Annotated in this window: 11 protein-coding genes and 1 rRNA gene; 6 read left to right on the forward strand and 6 right to left on the reverse strand. The window is 34.3% G+C overall.

Annotated elements, in window-relative coordinates:
* From rrf to FNW38_RS14415, 4 genes are all read left to right on the forward strand, one after another.
* Positions 1 to 74, forward strand: a 5S ribosomal RNA gene (gene rrf, locus FNW38_RS18050); the annotation flags it as partial.
* Positions 75 to 694: 620 nt separating this feature from the next.
* A complete protein-coding gene (locus FNW38_RS14405) occupies positions 695 to 4,780 on the forward strand; it encodes a gliding motility-associated C-terminal domain-containing protein (protein ID WP_143388475.1) in 4,086 nt (1,361 codons plus the stop codon).
* Between the two features lie 66 nt (positions 4,781 to 4,846).
* Complete coding sequence (locus tag FNW38_RS14410) at positions 4,847 to 5,764, forward strand: PorP/SprF family type IX secretion system membrane protein (protein ID WP_143388476.1); 918 nt, start codon at positions 4,847 to 4,849, stop codon at positions 5,762 to 5,764.
* Between the two features lie 18 nt (positions 5,765 to 5,782).
* Entirely contained in the window at positions 5,783 to 7,651 is a 1,869-nt protein-coding gene (locus tag FNW38_RS14415) for an OmpA family protein (protein WP_143388477.1), read from the forward strand.
* Between the two features lie 90 nt (positions 7,652 to 7,741).
* Here the strand turns inward: FNW38_RS14415 and miaE are convergent, their stop codons facing one another.
* Entirely contained in the window at positions 7,742 to 8,323 is a 582-nt protein-coding gene (miaE, locus tag FNW38_RS14420; protein WP_143388478.1) for a tRNA-(ms[2]io[6]A)-hydroxylase, read from the reverse strand.
* Positions 8,324 to 8,432: 109 nt separating this feature from the next.
* Between miaE and FNW38_RS14425 the strand changes: the two genes are divergently transcribed.
* The gene (locus FNW38_RS14425; protein WP_143388479.1) at positions 8,433 to 9,674 is read left to right on the forward strand and encodes a glycosyltransferase family 4 protein; all 1,242 of its coding nucleotides are present in this window, start codon (positions 8,433 to 8,435) and stop codon (positions 9,672 to 9,674) included.
* A 55-nt stretch (positions 9,675 to 9,729) separates the two neighbouring features.
* On the opposite strand, the gene FNW38_RS14430 is transcribed toward FNW38_RS14425, so the two are convergent.
* From FNW38_RS14430 to porU, 5 genes are all read right to left on the reverse strand, one after another.
* Positions 9,730 to 11,373 carry a pyruvate dehydrogenase complex dihydrolipoamide acetyltransferase gene (locus FNW38_RS14430; RefSeq protein WP_143388480.1) on the reverse strand — a complete coding sequence of 548 codons (1,644 nt, stop codon included), beginning with the start codon at positions 11,371 to 11,373 and terminating at the stop codon, positions 9,730 to 9,732.
* Between the two features lie 7 nt (positions 11,374 to 11,380).
* The gene (pdhA, locus tag FNW38_RS14435) at positions 11,381 to 12,379 is read right to left on the reverse strand and encodes a pyruvate dehydrogenase (acetyl-transferring) E1 component subunit alpha (protein WP_143388481.1); all 999 of its coding nucleotides are present in this window, start codon (positions 12,377 to 12,379) and stop codon (positions 11,381 to 11,383) included.
* Between the two features lie 145 nt (positions 12,380 to 12,524).
* Positions 12,525 to 13,007 (reverse strand): cytidine deaminase, encoded by a 483-nt coding sequence (cdd, locus tag FNW38_RS14440; protein ID WP_143388482.1) that lies wholly within the window; start codon positions 13,005 to 13,007, stop codon positions 12,525 to 12,527.
* A gap of 79 nt (positions 13,008 to 13,086) precedes the next feature.
* Positions 13,087 to 14,256 (reverse strand): type IX secretion system outer membrane channel protein PorV, encoded by a 1,170-nt coding sequence (gene porV, locus FNW38_RS14445; RefSeq protein ID WP_143388483.1) that lies wholly within the window; start codon positions 14,254 to 14,256, stop codon positions 13,087 to 13,089.
* Positions 14,257 to 14,294: 38 nt separating this feature from the next.
* On the reverse strand, positions 14,295 to 18,125 hold the full coding sequence (gene porU, locus FNW38_RS14450; protein ID WP_143388484.1) for a type IX secretion system sortase PorU: 3,831 nt from the start codon (positions 18,123 to 18,125) through the stop codon (positions 14,295 to 14,297).
* 212 nt (positions 18,126 to 18,337) lie between these two features.
* Between porU and gldJ the strand changes: the two genes are divergently transcribed.
* On the forward strand, positions 18,338 to 20,023 hold the full coding sequence (gene gldJ / locus FNW38_RS14455; protein WP_143388485.1) for a gliding motility lipoprotein GldJ: 1,686 nt from the start codon (positions 18,338 to 18,340) through the stop codon (positions 20,021 to 20,023).
* Positions 20,024 to 20,075: the final 52 nt, after the last annotated feature.

A 20,075-nucleotide genomic window follows, 5' to 3' on the forward strand; every position in this document is an offset into this window, starting at 1 on the left:
TCCCGAACAGAGTAGTTAAGCCCGCCTGCGCAGATGGTACTGCAGTTATGTGGGAGAGTATGTCGTCGCCTTTCTTTAATCTGAACTCGTTTCAGATTCTATAAATCCTCATCATGAATTTGATGAGGATTTTTTTTGTTGAATAGTTTTTTTATTCCTCACAACTTTTAGAATTGATCCCTTCCCTCTGTAATTAAATTCTAATATTTGTAAACTTACGGTCTTGTATTTTATTGAAATGTTTTATAGGTGTGGCATAAAGAAATACATGATTTCCACGGATAAAAAAATCTTGATGCCTCATCAATAAATTCTTTTAAACCTTAATTTCGGGTTTTTAAATTCTTCTTTGGGGATAGAATTGATGTCTTTTAGTAAAGAGATAAAACATATAATTCTTTTGGGAGAAGTTAATTCAAAACTATTATCTCGGATAATGATAATCTGGTAAACATGCTATTATAATCTTGTAGTTTTACACTAATTGAGAATGTACAGATCTTTTTTAAGTTGTTTCAAAAATTTTAGTTTTGATATTATTTACAACTTTGGTTTTATTATTATTATTATTATTATTATATGAAGATTGTTAATTATTTATTAATTTATTATTTGCTTAACCAAAATAAAGCTATACTTTTATTATTCTTTATTAAGTCTGGGAATCAATATTATTAACTACAAAATTTATTCTATGAAAAATAAATTACTTTTGTTTTTATTGCTTCATCTATTATTGGGTCATAAATTAATTGCAGGAAATTTTGTGGATATTTTAAAAGTTCCTAAAATGAATTTGGAGTTGTTAATAAGGAATAATATTACTGATACAATAAAAAAGCATAAAAAGACATCAAGGCTTGCGAGGTCTATAGCTATTTTACCTCCTCCATCAACAACCGCAGGCAGTTCTTGCGGGGATGGTATTAATCCTGTACAGGTTAATGTTTATGCATATGGTGCTAATGGCTCTGATATTATTCAGTGGTTTTCAAGTCAAACATCAATTTCTCCAATATTTACTGGTTCTGTTTTCAGTCCTAGCATAAGTACTACTAAAACGTATTATGTTCAAAGTAAATCGGGTAATGACATTAGTATCCGTATTCCTGTCGTTGCATCAGTTTATTTAGCGCCACCAGCGGTTACTTTAATAGCCACACCAGCAAATGATGTAACTAACCCGCTATGTTTAGGTACGTCAGTTACCTTTACTGCTGCAGGTGGAGCCGATTTATTTGAATTTTCGGTTGATGGTGTTGTGCAACAAGCCATGTCTGTTAGTAAAACTTATACAACGAATGCCCTGACAAACGGTCAGACAGTAAGTGTACGTACAAGGTATGCTGTAAGTCTTGATGGTGCAATTAGCGAATCTGCTTGGGGAACTGCGGCAATGGAAGATAACTTTCTTTCAGCCCCCTTATCAGGAAATGCTACAACGGGATATATAAACTCTTTAAAGATAAGTCCTATAGAAGATAAGTTGGTTTTTGGTATCGCTGGAAAATTACTTAATTATAGAAAGGTTTTGTTATTTCTTGATACAAAACCTGGGGGATTCAATGTTTCAAATTATGGGGACGAAATAGGTTCTCTTCCCGCAGTAAATGGATTTAATTTTTTCAACAATAATCCTAGTATATTTGATTCCTATTTTCAAGCAGATTATTGTCTTACTATCTCGACCGATGTTGGAGAGACAGACTATTATGCTGATGTTATTGAATTGAAAACGGGAAACTCTATTAAAACCTCTTTGGGGAGTGCGGCTACTGGATCTCCTTCTGCTGTTATGGGAATCAATAAAAACAATATAGGAATCAGTGATTACAATCTAGGTTTTGAAATAGAAGTTTTAAAATCTCTTATTGGTTACACAACGGGTGATATTAAATTTTTTGCATTGACTATGCAGGACAACGATATCAGTAATTATAATGTTACCAATTCCTTTTTAAGTCCAGAAAGAAGCAGCGGTTTAGATTACGGTAGTGGTGCTATTGATTATAATTTAAAAGACCCAAATCCAGTCGTGGTTGCTGCATCGGCATTAACTCCTTGTTATTCACAAGCTAATATTACAATGGACTTTGTTTCTATTCCAACTATGGTGAGTGTGGTTCAACCAACATGCGCATTACAATCAGGAGCGATTACAATTGCTACGCAAAGTGGTGTGGAATACAGTGTTAATGGCACAATCTACCAAGCTTCAAATTCATTTACAGGCTTAGCCCCTAATGATTATACGTTGTATGTTAGAAAAATAGCGGATAACTCCTGTGTTACTTTATCATCAACAGCCATAACAATAAACTCGATTCCAACTCCACCAGTTGATCCAACAGCTTCAAGTGTGGTTCAGCCAACATGTGCAATACCTTCAGGAACTATCACGATTGCTGCACAAAGTGGTGTGGAATATAGTGTTAATGGCACAATTTACCAAACTTCGAATACATTTACTGGATTAGCCCCTAATAATTATACGTTATATGTCAGAAATATAGCAGATAACACCTGTACCTCTTCATCATCGACAGCCATAACAATAAACGCGATTCCAACGGCACCAGTTGTTCCAACCATGGCTAGTGTAGTGCAACCAACATGTGCAATCCCTTCAGGAACTATCACGATTGCCATACAAAGTGGTGTGGAATACAGTGTTAATGGCACAATTTACCAAGCTTCAAATACATTTGCAGGATTAGCTCCCAATAGTTATACGTTATATGTTAGAAACACAGCCAATATTACATGTGTTACTTCATCATCATCAGCGATAACAATAAATACTATTCCAAATCAACCAGCAGTTCCAACCACTACAAGTGTGGTTCAACCAACATGCACATTGCAATCAGGAACGATTGCGATTGCTACACAAAGTGGTGTGGAATACAGTGTCAATGGCACAATTTACCAAGCTTCAAATACATTTACTGGATTAGCTCCCAATAATTATACGTTGTATGTTAGAAACATAGCGGATAACTCCTGTGTTACTTTATCATCAACAGCCATAACAATAAACGCGATTCCAACGGCACCAGTTATTCCAACCATGGCTAGTGTAATACAACCAACATGTGCAATACCTTCAGGAACTATAACGATTGCTGTACAAAGTGGTGTGGAATACAGTGTTAATGGCACAATTTACCAAACTTCAAATGCATTTACAGGATTAGCTCCTAATAATTATATATTGTATGTTAGAAACATTGCAGATAACACCTGCGTCACTTCATCATCGGCAGCCATAACAATAAATGCGATTCCAACGGCACCAGTTGTTCCAACAGCGACTAGTGTAATCCAGCCTACATGCGGAACCCCATCGGGAAGCATTGTTATTACTACACAATCTGGAGTTGAATACAGTTTGAATGGAACAACCTATCAGTCATCGAATACCTTTACAGGATTAGCAAGGGCAGATTATACATTGTATGTAAGAAATATTGCTGACAATACATGTATTACTCCATCGGCATCAACCATAACGATTAATGCGATACCAAATCCACCTATTACTCCAACAGCGACTAGTGTAATCCAGCCTACATGCGGAACCCCATCGGGAAGCATTGTTATTACTACACAATCTGGAGTTGAATACAGTTTGAATGGAACAACCTATCAGTCATCGAATACTTTTACAGGATTAGCAACATCAGATTACACATTGTATATAAGAAATATTGCTGACAATACATGTATTACTCTATCGGCCTCAGCGATAACAATTAATCCAATACCGACTCCACCTATAATTCCAACAATGGTGAGTGCGGATCAGCCAACATGTGCTGTGCCATCCGGAACCATCGTAGTGGCTGCACAATCTGGTGTGGAGTATAGTTTGAATGGCGCAACGTATCAAACTTCAAATACATTTTCTGGCTTAGCTCCAAATAATTATATCTTATACGTAAGAAATATAGCTGACAATACTTGTTCAGCGCAAAGTGTTGCAAGTGTAACAATCGATCCACTTCCTCCATTGCCGTCAATACCAACTTTGGCACAAATTACACAGCCAACTTGTCTACAACCTATGGGTAGAATTCAGATTACTGCACAAGCGAATGTTCAATATAGTTTAGGAAATGGATATCAAGATAATCCAGAGTTTTTAAATTTAGCTCCTGGAAAATATACAATGAGTGTGCGATTTACAAATAGTATTGCGTGTATTAGTACTGGTTCTCAAATAACCATTAATCCTATTCCTCCAGAAATTCAATTCGAAATCTCAGGAGACTGTGAGTCTAGAGATTATGTTTTAACAGTTATTCCAATAGCATCCTCGTATGATTCCAGCAATGTTGATTATCAATGGAAAGATAGTACAGGTGCTCCTGTTGGGACAAACTCTAATGTTTTAAATGTATCCGATGTGATTGCATCTACCCCAGGGCAGGAGGTATTTCCTATTAAGTATAGCTTAACTGTAAAATCGATTGCTACAGGTTGTGAAACAACAGATAATGTTACAATTGAATCTATTTATTGTAATATACAAAAAGGAATATCTCCTGATGGGAATGGTTCAAATGACTATTTTGATTTAAGATTAATGGATGTAAAAAACTTGGAGATATTTGACAGATATGGTATTAAAGTTTATAGTCAGACTAATTATACAGATCAATGGAAGGGTCAGTCCGACAAAGGAGATGAACTTCCGAGTGCAACCTATTATTATGTTATAGAATTCAATAACGGACAAACAAAAACAGGTTGGATCTATCTAATCAGAGAAAAATAATAGATTAATGTATTTATGCAGGGCTTCAATAATTATGGGTCTGCAAAATAAATAAAATAAATAGATATGAATAAAATATTTTTGACTTCTCTTTTAGTTCTTATTGCCTATATGGATATGAAGGCGCAACAAGATCCACATTATACGCAATACATGTATAATATGAATGTTATAAATCCAGCTTACGCAGGATCCAAAGAGAGTATTTCTTTTGGTCTCTTATACAGAAAGCAATGGGTGAATATTCAAGATGCACCAACCTCTTTTACTTTTTCTGGTCATACTCCAACAGGTAATAATGTAGGTCTGGGTTTGTCCTTTATTTCAGATAAAATAGGGCCAGTCACAGAACAAAATGTATATGGAGATTTTTCATACACATTAAAATTAAATGATACACATAGGCTAGCATTGGGTTTAAAAGCCGGTGTGTCATTTCATAAGGTAGGGCTTAGGGATATTCAATCTAGTTTGCCGGATCCTTCAGAAGGAATTTTTGGAGAAGATATAAATGATTCATCATTAAATATGGGAGTAGGGGCTTTTTACTATACAGATAAATATTATGTTTCCTTATCAGTACCCAACATGCTAAAATCAGCGCATTTAGATTATAATGGAAGAGAATATGGTTCAGATGTATCCCACTATTTTTTAACAGCAGGATATGTATTTGATATCAATTATGAATTGAAATTCAAACCCTCCTTTATGTTGAAATCAGCATTTAATGTTTCTCCTTCTTTAGATGTTTCCGCAAACTTTTTGTATATGGAAAAATTCGAATTGGGTGCAACCTATAGATTAGAAGACAGTTTCGGAGCAATGATGAATTTTGCAATAACACCTGAATTGAGAATAGGTTATGCTTATGACCATGTTGTTTCAGATTTGAAAGTAACAGCGCCATCTTCCCATGAATTCATATTATTATATGATTTATTTGTTCCAAAAAAAGTTTCTCGTTCCCCAAGATTTTTCTAATATTTAATTTTATAATTAATGAAAAAATATACTATACTATTGTTTTTTGTTCTTGTTAGTATTTCGCTATCAGCACAAAATAAAGATACTAAGAATGCAGATAAATTATTTGACAGTTACGAATATGTTCAAGCTGTTAAGGAATATTTGTCTTTAGTTGAAAAAGGAAAAGCAGATACTTATGTGTATAAACAACTTGGAGACAGTTATTATAACATGTATAATACTATTGAATCCGAAAAATGGTATGCACAAGCTGTAAAATCTAAACAAGATGGAGAAACGTATTATCGATATGCTCAGATGCTTAAATCTAACGGTAAATATGCAGAATCTAATGCGCAAATGAAAGTATTTTCGGCTATGTTGCCTAATGATGAAAGAGCTAAGGGATTCAATGAAAATCCTGATTATCTTTCCAAACTAGTACAAAAAGAAAAACTATTTGGCTTAAAAAAAATAAATGTTAATTCTGAAAAATCTGATTTTGGAGCAATACTTTATGATAATGTACTCTATTTTGCAAGTGCAAGAAATGAAAATGGTAAAATTTATGGATGGAATAATGAACCTTTTTTGGATCTTTATCAATCGGACTATAGAGAGGAGGACGGAACTTATTCTGAGTCAACTCCTATTTCAGAATTAAATACAGTTTTCCATGAAGGTCCTTTGACGATGACTAAAGATGGAAATACAATTTACTTTTCCAGTGAAAGTTTTAATAGTAAATTATTCGAAAAAGATAAAGCCAAAAAATTAAAATACGGTCAGGTAAGTTTGTACAAAGCTGTTAAAGAAAACGGAAAATGGACTGCAATTACGCCGCTTCCATTCAATAGTAAAAATTATTCTACTGGAAATCCATCCATTGATAAAGATGGAAAGTTTCTTTACTTTGCCTCAAATATGCCTGGTTCAATTGGAGGAACTGACCTATGGAAAGTAGCCGTAAATTCAGACGGAACTTTTGGTACTCCAGAAAACTTAGGTAGTAAAATAAATACATCAGGAGATGAGAATTTTCCTTACGTAACTGATGATGCTGTTTTATATTTTTCTTCGAATGGTCTGACGGGATTTGGCGGTTTAGATGTTTTTTCTATAGATTTAAATAAAAACGATTTGCCGAATAACATTGGAAATCCAGTTAATGCAGAAAAAGATGATTTTGCTTTTACGTTTAACAAAGAAAAAAACATCGGGTATTTATCCAGTAACAGATCTGGGGTAGACCATATTTATAGTGCTGTTCCAGTTTGTAAAGGACAGATTCAAACGATAGTAAAAAATGCTAAAAATGGTAATATTTTAGCTGATTCTAGAGTAATTATTTTAGATGTAAAGAATAACATTTTAGATACTAAAATGTCTAATGAAAAAGGGGAAGTGTCATATGAAGTTGATTGTCAAAAACCATATGTTTTAGAAGTTCACAAAGATGGATTTGTTACTAAATTATTTCCTGTTTCTAAAATTGAAAAAGGAGTTGTGAGTATAGATGCTGCTATAGATCCGATTGAAGTTATAGTAACGGAAAAAGAAATTATATTGAATCCAATTTATTTCGAATACAATAAAAGCGATATAACTAAACAAGGAGCTGTAGAACTTGATAAATTAGTTTATGTGATGTCACAAAATGATAAACTGGTTATTTATGTTAAGTCTCATACTGATTCAAGAGGGAGCGATGAATATAATTTAAATCTTTCCGATAGAAGAACTAAGTCTACTATTCAATATATTATTTCAAAAGGAATTAATACCGATAAAATATCAGGAAAAGGTTTTGGAGAATCAGAACCAAAAGTTGCTTGTGGAGATATATGCACAGATGATGAACATGCCTTGAACAGACGTTCTGAGTTTATGATTATTAAATAAAAATCAATTAGAATTATAACAAAAAGAGGATGTCCTACTGAACATCCTCTTTTTGTTTATTGGAAAAAATTAGTTAATTTTTATAGTTCATTAACCATGAATGGTTTCATTTTTGCCATAATTGGTAATGATGGAAGTTTCAAATTCGATCCATGCTGCCCAGCGTTTATCCACATCAATATTGTCAGCATATTTTCTCGCAAAGCCCAAGAAAGTAGTATAATGTCCAGCTTCTGAAATCATAAGGTCTCTATAAAATGTTGCCAGTTCGGGATCTTTTATGTTTTCGGATAGTACTTTAAAGCGTTCGCAACTTCTGGCTTCAATCATGGCAGAAAATAACAATCGATCACAGAGTGCGTCTTTTCGGCTTCCGTCTTTTTTCATAAATTTAAAAAGTTCATTTACGTAATGGTCTTTTCTTTCACGTCCTAAAGTTAACCCTTTGCTTTTTATTAAATTATGAACCAATTGGAGGTGATCTAATTCTTCTTTAGCTATAATTAACATTTCAGTTACTAGTTCTTCTAATTCAGAATTGTAAGTAACTAAACTTATCGCATTTGAGGCTGCTTTTTGTTCGCACCAAGCGTGATCGGTCAAAATTTCTTCGATGTTTGATTCGACTATGTTTACCCAACGTGGGTCTGTGGCTAATTTTAATCCTAACATGATTTGGAATTTATTTAATGCAAAATTAGTCTTTTCTTACTGATTTTTCTTCGAAATGATGGGATTGCCATCAAAATAGCATTATTTTGCAAATGAAATTATAACAATTATGAATCAAGTTCAAAAGCTTTTAATTATTGGTTTTGTTTGGCCCGAACCCAATTCATCGGCAGCAGGAGGAAGGATGATGCAATTGATTTCACTTTTCAAAGAGCAAGGTTTTAGCATTACGTTTGTGAGTCCAGCTCAAGATAGTGATTTCATGGTTGATTTAGAAAAATGCGGAGTTGATAAAAAATCAATTGAGTTAAATAATTCCAGTTTTGATGTCTTTATAAAAGAACTAAATCCAACTGTAGTTTTGTTTGATCGGTTTATGATGGAAGAACAATTTGGATGGCGTGTTGCCGAAAATTGCCCTGATGCATTACGATTGTTAGATACTGAAGATTTACATTGTTTGCGGTTAGCACGCCAGAAAGCATTCAAGGAAAAGCGTCCATTTAATACAACTGATTTGTTTCTTGAAGATGTTGCCAAACGGGAAATCGCAAGTATTTTACGCTGTGATCTTTCTTTGATGATTTCTGAATTTGAAATGGAATTATTAGAATCTGTATTTAAAATCGATAAAAATTTATTATATTATTTGCCCTTTTTATTGGAGCCAATCGATATTGTTGAGATTCACGAATTACCTTCTTTTGAAGAACGAAAAAACTTTATTTTTATCGGGAATTTTCTTCATGAACCCAATTGGAATGCAGTTCAATATTTAAAAGAAACGATTTGGGCTTTAATTAAAAAACAATTACCGGAAGCTATTTTACATATTTACGGAGCTTATCCGTCGCAAAAAGTATTACAATTACATAATAACAAAGAAGGTTTTTTAATTATGGGTCGAGCGATTGATGCACAAGACGTTGTAAAAAACTCCCGTGTTGTTTTAGCTCCTTTGCGTTTTGGTGCGGGTATAAAAGGAAAATTATTGGAAGCAATGCAATGTGGTACACCAAGTGTAACAACTTTTATTGGTAGTGAATCAATGCATGATGATTTACCTTGGAATGGGTTTGTTGTTGATAGTGTTGCAGATTTTACTGATGCGGCAGTACGATTGTGTCAAGACAAAACTATTTGGCTAAAAGCCCAACAAAATGGAATAACAATTATCAATCAACGGTATTTGAAAGAATTATTCAAGGATGATTTTGCAAAAAAAGTTAAGATGTTGCAATCCGATTTACAAAAACATCGTTTGACTAACTTTATGGGAGCTATGTTGCAACATCATACGTTGAACAGTACAAAGTATATGTCGCGTTGGATAGAAGTAAAGAATAAATAAAAAATCCCGTCAAGTTATAAACCAAGACGGGATTTGTATTTTAAAGACCAAGTTATTACGCAAGCATCGTAACTGGGTTTTCTATGAATTGTTTCAAGGTTTGCAAGAACTGTGCTCCGGTTGCACCGTCAATTGTTCTGTGATCGCAAGCTAAAGATAGCATCATGGTGTTTCCTACTACAATTTGACCATTTTTCACTACCGGTTTTTCTACAATAGCACCTACTGAAAGGATTGCAGAGTTCGGTTGGTTAATGATGGAGTTGAATTCGGTGATGCCAAACATTCCAAGATTAGAAACAGTAAAAGTACTTCCTTCCATTTCTGTAGGTAATAATTTTTTGTTTTTAGCTCTTCCTGCAAGATCTCTTACGTTTCCGCCAATCTGAGATAAACTCATAGCATCTGTAAATCGTAATACCGGAACCACTAGTCCGTCTTCAACAGCTACGGCAACTCCAATATTCACATGATGGTTGATGATGATAGCATCTTCTCTCCATTGAGAATTTATTTTTGGATGTTTTTTCAAAGCTAATGCGCAGGCTTTTATCACCATGTCGTTAAAAGATACTTTTGTATCTGGAACGCTGTTAATGATAGCTCTTGATTTCATTGCGTCATCCATAGTTACTTCTATTACTAAGTTGTAATGTGGCGCTGTAAATAAAGATTCTGCTAAACGTTTAGCAATGATTTTTCGCATTTGCGAATTCTTGATTTCTTCTGTAAAAACTTCTCCTGCTGGAACAAATGGTTTTGCTGCAGCAACAGTTTCTGTTTTTGCTGGTGCAGAAGTTGGAGCTGATACAATTTGCGGTGTAAAATTTTCAATATCGCTTTTTACAATACGTCCGTTTTCACCTGAACCTTTTACTTGTGTCAATTGAATTCCTTTATCACTTGCAATTTTCTTTGCTAATGGAGATGCTAAAATTCGTTGCCCGTCAGTTGATGCTTCTTGTACAATTGGTTCTGCTGTTTTTTCAGCTGGTACTGATTTTGCTTCTTCAGTTGCAACAGGATCTTGTGGAGTTCCTCCAGTTTTATAATTTTCAGCGATACCGCTAATGTCAGTTCCTTCAGGTCCAATGATGGCTAAAAGACTGTCAACAGGTGCAGTATTTCCTTCTTGAATTCCTATGTATAATAAAGTTCCTTCGTTGAAAGATTCAAATTCCATTGTTGCTTTGTCAGTTTCGATTTCAGCAAGAATGTCCCCTTCGGAAACTTTATCGCCTACTTTTTTTAACCAAGTCGCTACAGTTCCTTCCGTCATCGTATCACTCAAACGAGGCATAGTAACTACAATCACTCCTTTTGGTAAAGAAGCTGCAATTGCAGGAGTTGTAGTTGTTTCTTCTTTTTTAACTTCGGGAGCAGTTGCTGTTTCTGCAACGGCAGGTTTAGCCTCTTCAGTAGCAGCAGTTTTTCCTGCTATTAAAGCTGAAACATCTTCGCCTTCATTTCCTATGATTGCCAGTAAAGAATCTACTGGTGCAGTTTCTCCTTCTGGGATACCTATATATAAAAGAGTTCCTTCATTGAAAGACTCAAATTCCATCGTTGCTTTGTCAGTTTCAATTTCTGCAAGGATATCACCTTCACTGATTTTGTCACCTACTTTTTTTAGCCAAGTCGCTACTGTTCCTTCCGTCATCGTATCGCTCAAACGAGGCATTGTTATTATTGTTGCCATAATTGGTTTATAGTTTATGAGGTAAAAATGGATAGTTTTCTTGATCGTACACTACGTCGTATAATTGTTGAATTTCAGGATAAGGGGATTCTTCTGAGAATTTTACGCATTCTTCCACTAAATCTTTTACTCTTTGATCAATCACTTCAATCTCTTCTTCAGTAGCATATTTTTGATCTTTAATTACATCTAAAACTTGTGTAATTGGATCAATTTTTTTGTATTCTTCTACTTCTTCTTTCGAACGGTATAACTGTGCATCAGACATGGAGTGTCCTCTGTAACGATATGTTTTCATTTCAAGGAAAGTTGGTCCGTCACCACGACGTGCTCTGTCAATGGCTTCTGTCATTGCTTCAGCAACTTTTACCGGATTCATTCCATCAACTGGTCCGCAAGGCATTTCATATCCTAAACCTAGTTTCCAAATATCAGGATGATTTGCAGTTCTTTCTACAGAAGTTCCCATAGCGTAGCCGTTGTTTTCAACGATAAATACTACTGGAAGTTTCCATAACATGGCCATGTTAAAAGATTCGTGTAGAGAGCCTTGACGAGCGGCACCGTCACCAAAATAGGTCATAGTAACACCACCGGTTTCAAAATATTTATCTGCAAAAGCCAATCCGGCTCCCACTGGAATTTGTCCACCTACAATTCCGTGACCACCATAAAAACGGTGTTCTTTTGAGAAAATGTGCATAGAACCACCCATTCCTTTGGATGTTCCGGTAACTTTTCCCATTAGCTCAGCCATTACGCGTCTTGGATCAACACCCATTCCTATTGGTTGAACGTGATTTCTATAAGCGGTAATCATTTTGTCTTTTGTCAAGTCCATGGCGTGTAATGCACCTGCCAGAACGGCTTCTTGACCATTATATAAGTGTAGAAATCCTCTAACTTTTTGTTGTATGTATAATGCTGCAAGTTTGTCCTCAAACTTTCTCCAAAGTAGCATGTCTTCATACCACTTTAAATAAACTTCTTTTGTAACTTCTTTCATCTGAATTAATTCTTTTGCTAAAGTGTTATTGTATTATCAATTGGTACCATAACGCAAAATAGTTTCCTCCCACAAATTTGCGAATCGCAAAAATAAGACATTCCAGCTAAGAAGTAAAATTTATACGCTAGTTTTTGGCTTTTTTTTACAAGAAGTTTTTATCAAATAGGAAAGGAAGCAAGTTTTTTAGGGATGCCGATTTATAAATTGCACCTGTTTCTCCCATAAAATAGATTTCAATGGGGGTATCTTGTTTTATTTCATATTCTGCTATTGATTGTCTGCAGGAACCGCAAGGAGGAATAGGGGTAGTTGTTTTGTTCGTATCTGAAGCTGCCGTTATGGCCATTTTTAAAATTTTAGCATCAGGATAAATTGCTCCTGCTTGAAAAATAGCAACACGTTCAGCACAAAGACCGGAGGGATAAGCTGCATTTTCTTGGTTTGAACCCAATACAATCTTTCCGTTATCTAAAAGAATGGCAGTGCCTACCCGAAATTTTGAGTAGGGAGCATACGCTTTTTTCCTAATAGCTACGGCTTGCTCCATTAAGCTGTATATGTCATTTGGCAAATCTTCAAGGGAATCAAAAACAGAGAATTGTGTTGTAATGGTAATTTCTTTCATTCTTTTTACAGGAAAAAAAATCCAAATTTCAACGATATGAAATTTGGATTTGTAGTTTATATTTAAAAATTTACTTTAACTAATATTCGTCATACTTGTCACCAAAATTAAAAGTAAGTGAAAATCTAAGTGTATTTTCTAAAGGGTTTTTTACTTTCGATGCCGAGAATAAATAGGATACATCCACTTTTACGATATTATATTTAAATCCTGCTCCAAGCGAGAAAAATTCTCTGGCCCCTTTTTCTGGACTTTCATGAAAATATCCTAAACGCATAGCAAATGAATCTTGGTATAAATATTCAGCACCTACTGCATAAGTAAATTCTTTTAATTCTTCACTGAAACCATCAGGGGCATCTCCAAACGATTTAAACACGCCTGAAACCCATCCGATAGAGCGATAATCCTGTTGATTTTGTGCTCTTTCTTCGCTGGTTACCGTTCCGTCTCCATTTAAATCTGGGTTTTGTGGAGTTGGTACTAATAATTTATTGAATTCCAGATTTAAGGCTACTTTATTGAAATCATCTAATATGAAATCAAATCCAGTTCCTACTTTTAAATTGGCTGGTAGAAAATTGTTGCTAAATTCATCATTATCATAACTTATTTTTGGTCCTAAATTTTGAATATTAAATCCCGCTCTCCATCTTCCGTTAAAGTCGGTATAAGCTATTTCTTCTGATTGATAGAATCCTGCTATATCCACCGCAAATGAACTTGCGGGCGATGCATCGCCATTATCAGTTGCTACTTTTAGGCTGGAGTGAATATAGCGTCCCGCAACTGCCATTGAGAATCTTTCGCTTAATTTTAAGGAATAGGAGCCGTCTAAAGTAAATTCATTTGGAGAAACTATTCTTGGTACTTCATCAGGGTTTCCAGTTTCACGTAATTCAATTTCACCCAAACCAAAATAGCGTAAGCTTCCACCAAATGCACTTCGTTCGTTAAGCTTGTTGTAATAGGTCAATTGTCCTAATGAAATGTCATTTACCAAATCAGTAAGATAAGGAGTGTAACTCACTGAAAAGCCTTGTTTATCTATTGCAAAAGCATATTTTGCCGGGTTCCATTGTTGCGAAAAAGCATCTGCAGATGATGCAACACCTATATCAGCCATACCTGCAGCTCTCGCATCGGCAGATACTAATAAAAACGGAACTCCTGTAGTTATAACTCTATCTTGCGCCTTGGCAAGTGAAATAATAAATAAACAGATAAAAACCGATGTAATTTTTTTCATTATTGTAAGAATATTGATTAAACAAATATAGTATAATATTAAAGTATTACAAGTTTTTCAAACTTTTCAGTTTTTTTATTTGTCAAGTTTGATTTTACCGTAAGTTTATAAACATAAACACCTTTTCCTATTTTACTGCCAAAATCATCTTTGCCATCCCAAGTGATTTCTTTTGATAAAAATCCTTCGGTTAAAACAATTTGGTTTTTCGTCCAAACCACTTTACCGGTTATTGTCATAACTTGAACCTGAACGTCTAATGCTTCGTAAGGTCTGTTATGTGTAAACCAAAATTCAGTATAATTAACAAATGGGTTAGGGTAGTTCAATACGTGTGTTAATGTTAACGTTTCATCACCAACTACTATAAACTGAATCTCGGTACTAATGGGATTGTTATATACGTCCCAAGCTTTGAATGAAATAGTATGTAATCCTACCGATAAATTACGCAGCGGAAACCGAAGCGTTCCATTTGTGTAATCGTCTAATTTTGTTTGGTAATAATCATTTAAAATGTAAGGATTATTCACATCGCCATCTACTATTGCAACAATGTCATGACCAATTCCACTGGCTGTATTTATACCATTTTCATCTTCAAGAAAAGCAAGCAGGAAAGGCGATTCATTGGTTGTGCCTCCCGAAACAAAAGTTTCGTCATTCATATATAACTTAACTCTTGGACTAATATTGTCTGCAACTGCATTTTCATTAATTCCGCCCACTTTTATAGTAGTATTGTAGCCCGTTTGGTTTTCTAATATTTGATTTTTTTTTGCATAAAAACTGATTCTTCCATTGGCTAATGGAATTCTAATATCTCTTGGAACAACAAAGCTAAATTCAAATTTACCATTAGTAACTGATGCATTTCCTCTAAAAATTGTTTCGCCTAAAACATTGAAATTTATTGGTGTGCTAGTTCCATCATTATTAAATGTAGTTCTTGAAATGATTTTGTCAAAAATGGTTGTGGAGACTTCTCCATTATAATTTGTAAGCGGATTGTTGTTTTCGTCCGTAATTTCTCCGGTCAATTTAATCTTAGCTAATGATTTGAAATCATCAATAGGTTGAGAAATTGAAACGTCATTTACTTTGGTAAGACTTATTTTTGGTTTTGGTATGTCTAGCATTAATGCAGGGTCACCAATATAAAAAACTACATTAGTTGCTGAGTTTGGGTTGCTGTTTTTGGAAATTCTTAGTGCTTCCGCAATAGAAGTGTATGGGTTAGACCCAAAGGATAATAAGTTTTTAGAAAGTATGTCGTTGAAATTTTCGGCACTATATTGTCCTATTGATCGTGTTGTAGTAATCATTGCAATAGCTCCTCCCTTTGGATTCCAGTAGGTATATTCGCCTGCAGTTGGTCTGGAAGGATTGTCAAAACGGGAGAACTCGCAAGTGATAGTTATGAATAATGGATATTTGTATTGATTGCTTACCTTTTGACCATCTGATTTTTCCCAAATGCGTTCGCTGGATAGTCCATCTTCTCCACCATGCCCCAAATAATTAAATACTAAAGCTCCTTTTTCGAAAGCATTAAAAAAATCTGTTCCAGCCTTAGGGTACCTAAAGCCTCCTGCTGAAGCTTCTTGAACGTAGGAATCTAATATTATTTTATTGACATTCAAAAATGGTTTCTCAGAAGCTATGATATCAGCTAAATTATTTTGTCTGGTTTGCAGACTTGCGTCAGAAGATTTATCTGAATCATCAGAAATCAAGACGAAATTATTTCTCCAACTTCCATATGATTTTAAATCATGGTATTCTATAATTTTATTGGCCATTTCATCCGCTTGCTTCGTGTCGTTTACCAGCATTCTTCCCACTGCAATATCGATTCCTCCAAAATAAGAAATAATATTTCCTTCATTAGAATCCATTAATCCATAAAAATCATCAGAAGCAAAGGAAGCTTCACCTGATGTATTGCTCCTTAAAGAATGATAGATAGGAACAATGTTGCTGTTGTTGACTATTCGGTTTTTAAAATCATAAGAGGCATCCCCAAAAAGGTTGACATATTTTATTCTTTTCTCAGGTGTTGATGCGTTTTCATAGATGTATTTGACACAATTTCTTATGGCAGAGATGTCCTGTTTTCCTGATGAGAATTCTTGGTAAATAGATTCAAGAGAAATTACTTTTACATTCAGATTAGAATTTATACGATGAAAACCGGCTAATTTCTCCGCTTGTGTAGTTAAAAAATTCGGGGCTATAATTACATAATCAACATCTTGAAACTGACTTTGAGCATTTTTAAAAAGGGTTCCTTTTAAATTCTGATTGACAATTTTTGTTTTGCTGTCTTTTAAAGGAGTAAAATAGTCTGCTGGATCAATGGCAATGTATTTTCTGAGTTCGCCCAGATTTGCTTTAAAAGTGAATGAGCTTTGGTTTGAATTTTCGATTTTGGTTACATTATACAAATCGGTTACATCCCAAACTTGAGAAATGCCATTTGCATTAGAAATGGAATAACTTACAATACCTAGACTTGAATTTGATAAATCGTATTGAAAATGAAATTGCTTTCCGTAGCCTTGAAGTTTTCTTTTGGCGATAAGCCGAATATTATCTAAATATCCTTTTGAGCCCGGAACGCCATTGTTATTGTAGGTTAATTTTATTTTTACATTTTCAGAACCGTTAAAAGAGGTGTTGCTTGGTAAAAAACCCAAATTGAATTCAATGTCAGAATTGGAATTCAATGGCTGAAAAGAAATGTTCCCTATCTCCTGACCATTTGCCGCCACTTTGAAAGAAGTTGGTGTAAAAGCGGCGGAAGCAGTTGTTGTCATAATTTTTATTGGCGTTGTTGAATCGTAGTTTGGAAAATTAAACTCAAATTCCTGTTCCTGATTGATGTCAAATGATTCTCCAAACCATTGACGGCCAAGATGAGCGATATTTACAAGATCTAATTCATGGTATTGGTGGTCATCAAATGTATTTAATGTTACCGAGCTGTTTCCGCTAGGCTGCGTCATTTCTGGAATTCTTTTTCCGTCATCTCCATGAACTGTTATGTAATAATAGGATTTTGTATCGTATAGATTATTGAAGGTTTGACTTTCTTCGTTCCAAATATCAAGCCCTTCGGCATAAAATAAAATAGCATCGTCATTGTCGAAAACACCATCGCTTTCTCCAATAATTTGTATGGGGTTTTCGGTTATATCTTGAGGATAGTAAATGCTGTTTGATAACGGCAACATTTTACCGCCGTTGCCATAAATTTTTATTTTTTTTGGGTCGATACTACTCATGTTGAGGCCTAATTGCTGCAGAAAATTTTTAGAAATTTTATAGACGCCGGATTTTTCAATGTAAAATTGATACCAATCCCCGGAAGCTAAAATAGAATTATAAACAACGTTTGTGCTTTTATTGGATTGTGAGATTTTTGAAGAGCTACTTTTTATGTTATAAGAAAATGATTTGATTCGTTTGTATCCGAAGTCATCTTTTACAATTGGTGATAAGGAAAGAAAAGCTTGTCTGATATCTCTGGAGTTTGTAATTTTTAAGGAGGCATTCGGGGTTTTTGGTATGTTTTCCAAAGCTAATTCGCCAAGTTGAGAAGTTAGAATTGATTCGTATACAATATTCGAAATTTGTAAGTCATTTTCGTTAAAAGAAGCCGATTCTGATATGCTAAGCGTGTAGAATAGTGCTTTTTTTGAAACATCGTAATAATAGTTATTCCCAGAAAATTGTGGAACATTAATTTTGAAATCACCAAAAGATATTTCTTTCTTTTCTAACCATTCAAGGAGCATATCTCCTTTAATTTGAGCAAAAGAAACAAAAGGGATTAGGGATAAATAAACCAGAAGTATTTTTCTCATTATTTTTTTAAACGGGATAGATAGTGAATTATTATTAATAAGTAAAAATAAATCATTTAGTGTGATAGTAAATAATAAATATTATAAATTTGCGTTTTTATTGTATGATTTTCTGATAAAATTTAACTGATAAAATTTATTAAAAAAGGATGTTGCAGGTTAATGGTTAATTATTTATATTGCGGAACCTAAATTATTACCTACTAAAGAGTATGAAAGTAAACAAAATTATGACCTTACGATTGATGATATCTATGATATTGATTGTGGGTTTAGCGAGTTGTAGCAAAAAGTCTAGCTCAAAAAATGCATCGCGGGCTACTGGCTGGAATGTTGATGGTAAAAAAGCTTCAGGAGCCAAAAAGCAAATAGCTGGACCAGGTTTAGTTTTTGTTGAAGGCGGAACATTTACTATGGGTAAAGTTGAAGATGATGTTATGCATGATTGGAATAATACCCCAACACAGCAACATGTTCAGTCTTTTTATATGGACGAAACCGAAGTTACGAACTTTATGTATTTAGAGTATTTGGATTATTTGAAAAAAGTGTTTCCTCCAACTGAAGAAAATTACAAAAACATATATGAAGGTGCTTCGCCTGATACCTTGGTTTGGAGAAACAGATTGGGTTATAATGAAACAATGACCAATAATTATTTAAGACATCCGTCTTATGCAAATTATCCTGTTGTTGGGGTAAATTGGATTCAAGCGGTAGAGTTTAGCAAATGGAGAACTGACCGTGTTAATGAAGCCCTTTTAGAAAAAAATGGTTACCTTAAGAAAAATGCTAAAACTGAAGACGTAACAGCCGAAAGTTCTTTTAGTACTGAAACCTATTTGAATAGTCCAACATTAACTTATGGAGGTAATGAGGAGATTGTTTTAAAAGGAGGAAAAGGTGGTAAAAAAGCACCAAAAGCTGGAAAAGACGGTAAGGTTACGGAACCAAAAAATGTATATGCACAACGTTCTTCTGGAATTATACTTCCGGAATACAGACTTCCTACCGAAGCGGAATGGGAGTATGCAGCAGCAGCTGATGTTGGTCAAAGAGAATACAACATTTATAAAGGTCAGAAAAAATATCCTTGGTCAGGTAGTTATACTCGTTCAGGAAAAAGACAAAGCAAAGGGGATCAATTGGCCAATTTCAAACAAGGAAATGGAGATTATGGTGGGATAGCAGGTTGGTCTGATGATGGGGCTGATATTACCAATGAGGTTAAAAAATATCCTGCAAACGATTTTGGACTATATGATATGGCTGGAAATGTAGCCGAGTGGGTACAAGATGTTTACAGACCAATTATTGATAATGAATCGAATGATTTTAATTATTTTAGAGGAAATCAATATACTAAAAATAAAATTGGAGCAGACGGTAAAGTTGAAATCGTTACAAAGGAGAACATGAAATATGACACTTTAAGTAATGGTAGAATAATTGCCAGAAACTTTCCAGGTCAGATTGCTCAAGTTCCAGTTGATGAACAAGAGACTTATTTGAGACAAAATTTTGATAAAAGTGATAATATCAATTATAGAGATGGTGATAAACAATCTACCAGATATTATAACTTCGGATCTTCTGAATCAGATGGTGAAAAAGATAAAGAGGAAAAAATCATGTACAATTCACCTAAACACAATGTTACTACAGACAGTTTAGGAAAAATGGTAAGAAAGTACGATAAATCAAATAAAAGAACCACTTTGATAAATGATGAGGTAAGAGTTTATAAAGGTGGATCTTGGAGAGATAGAGCGTATTGGTTAGATCCAGCACAAAGAAGATATTTTCCTCAAGATATGGCTACTGATTATATTGGATTCAGATGTGCCATGTCAAGAGTTGGTCCAAAAGCAGATAAGGGAAAATCAGCCAGAAATTAATTTTATATAAAATAGCAATAAAAGCCCTTTGATTAGGGCTTTTATTTTTTAA

Source organism: Flavobacterium gawalongense (assembly GCF_007097265.1).
In the GTDB taxonomy this organism is placed as follows: Bacteria; Bacteroidota; Bacteroidia; order Flavobacteriales; family Flavobacteriaceae; genus Flavobacterium; species Flavobacterium gawalongense.

Excerpts from the sequence above, each read along its gene's own strand:
- FNW38_RS14405 (WP_143388475.1), top strand. The coding sequence starts at position 695 with ATGAAAAATAAATTACTTTTGTTTTTATTGCTTCATCTATTATTGGGT.
- FNW38_RS14410 (WP_143388476.1), top strand. The coding sequence starts at position 4,847 with ATGAATAAAATATTTTTGACTTCTCTTTTAGTTCTTATTGCCTATATG.
- FNW38_RS14415 (WP_143388477.1), top strand. The coding sequence starts at position 5,783 with ATGAAAAAATATACTATACTATTGTTTTTTGTTCTTGTTAGTATTTCG.
- miaE (WP_143388478.1), bottom strand. The coding sequence starts at position 8,323 with ATGTTAGGATTAAAATTAGCCACAGACCCACGTTGGGTAAACATAGTC.
- FNW38_RS14425 (WP_143388479.1), top strand. The coding sequence starts at position 8,433 with ATGAATCAAGTTCAAAAGCTTTTAATTATTGGTTTTGTTTGGCCCGAA.
- FNW38_RS14430 (WP_143388480.1), bottom strand. The coding sequence starts at position 11,373 with ATGGCAACAATAATAACAATGCCTCGTTTGAGCGATACGATGACGGAA.
- pdhA (WP_143388481.1), bottom strand. The coding sequence starts at position 12,379 with ATGAAAGAAGTTACAAAAGAAGTTTATTTAAAGTGGTATGAAGACATG.
- cdd (WP_143388482.1), bottom strand. The coding sequence starts at position 13,007 with ATGAAAGAAATTACCATTACAACACAATTCTCTGTTTTTGATTCCCTT.
- porV (WP_143388483.1), bottom strand. The coding sequence starts at position 14,256 with ATGAAAAAAATTACATCGGTTTTTATCTGTTTATTTATTATTTCACTT.
- porU (WP_143388484.1), bottom strand. The coding sequence starts at position 18,125 with ATGAGAAAAATACTTCTGGTTTATTTATCCCTAATCCCTTTTGTTTCT.
- gldJ (WP_143388485.1), top strand. The coding sequence starts at position 18,338 with ATGAAAGTAAACAAAATTATGACCTTACGATTGATGATATCTATGATA.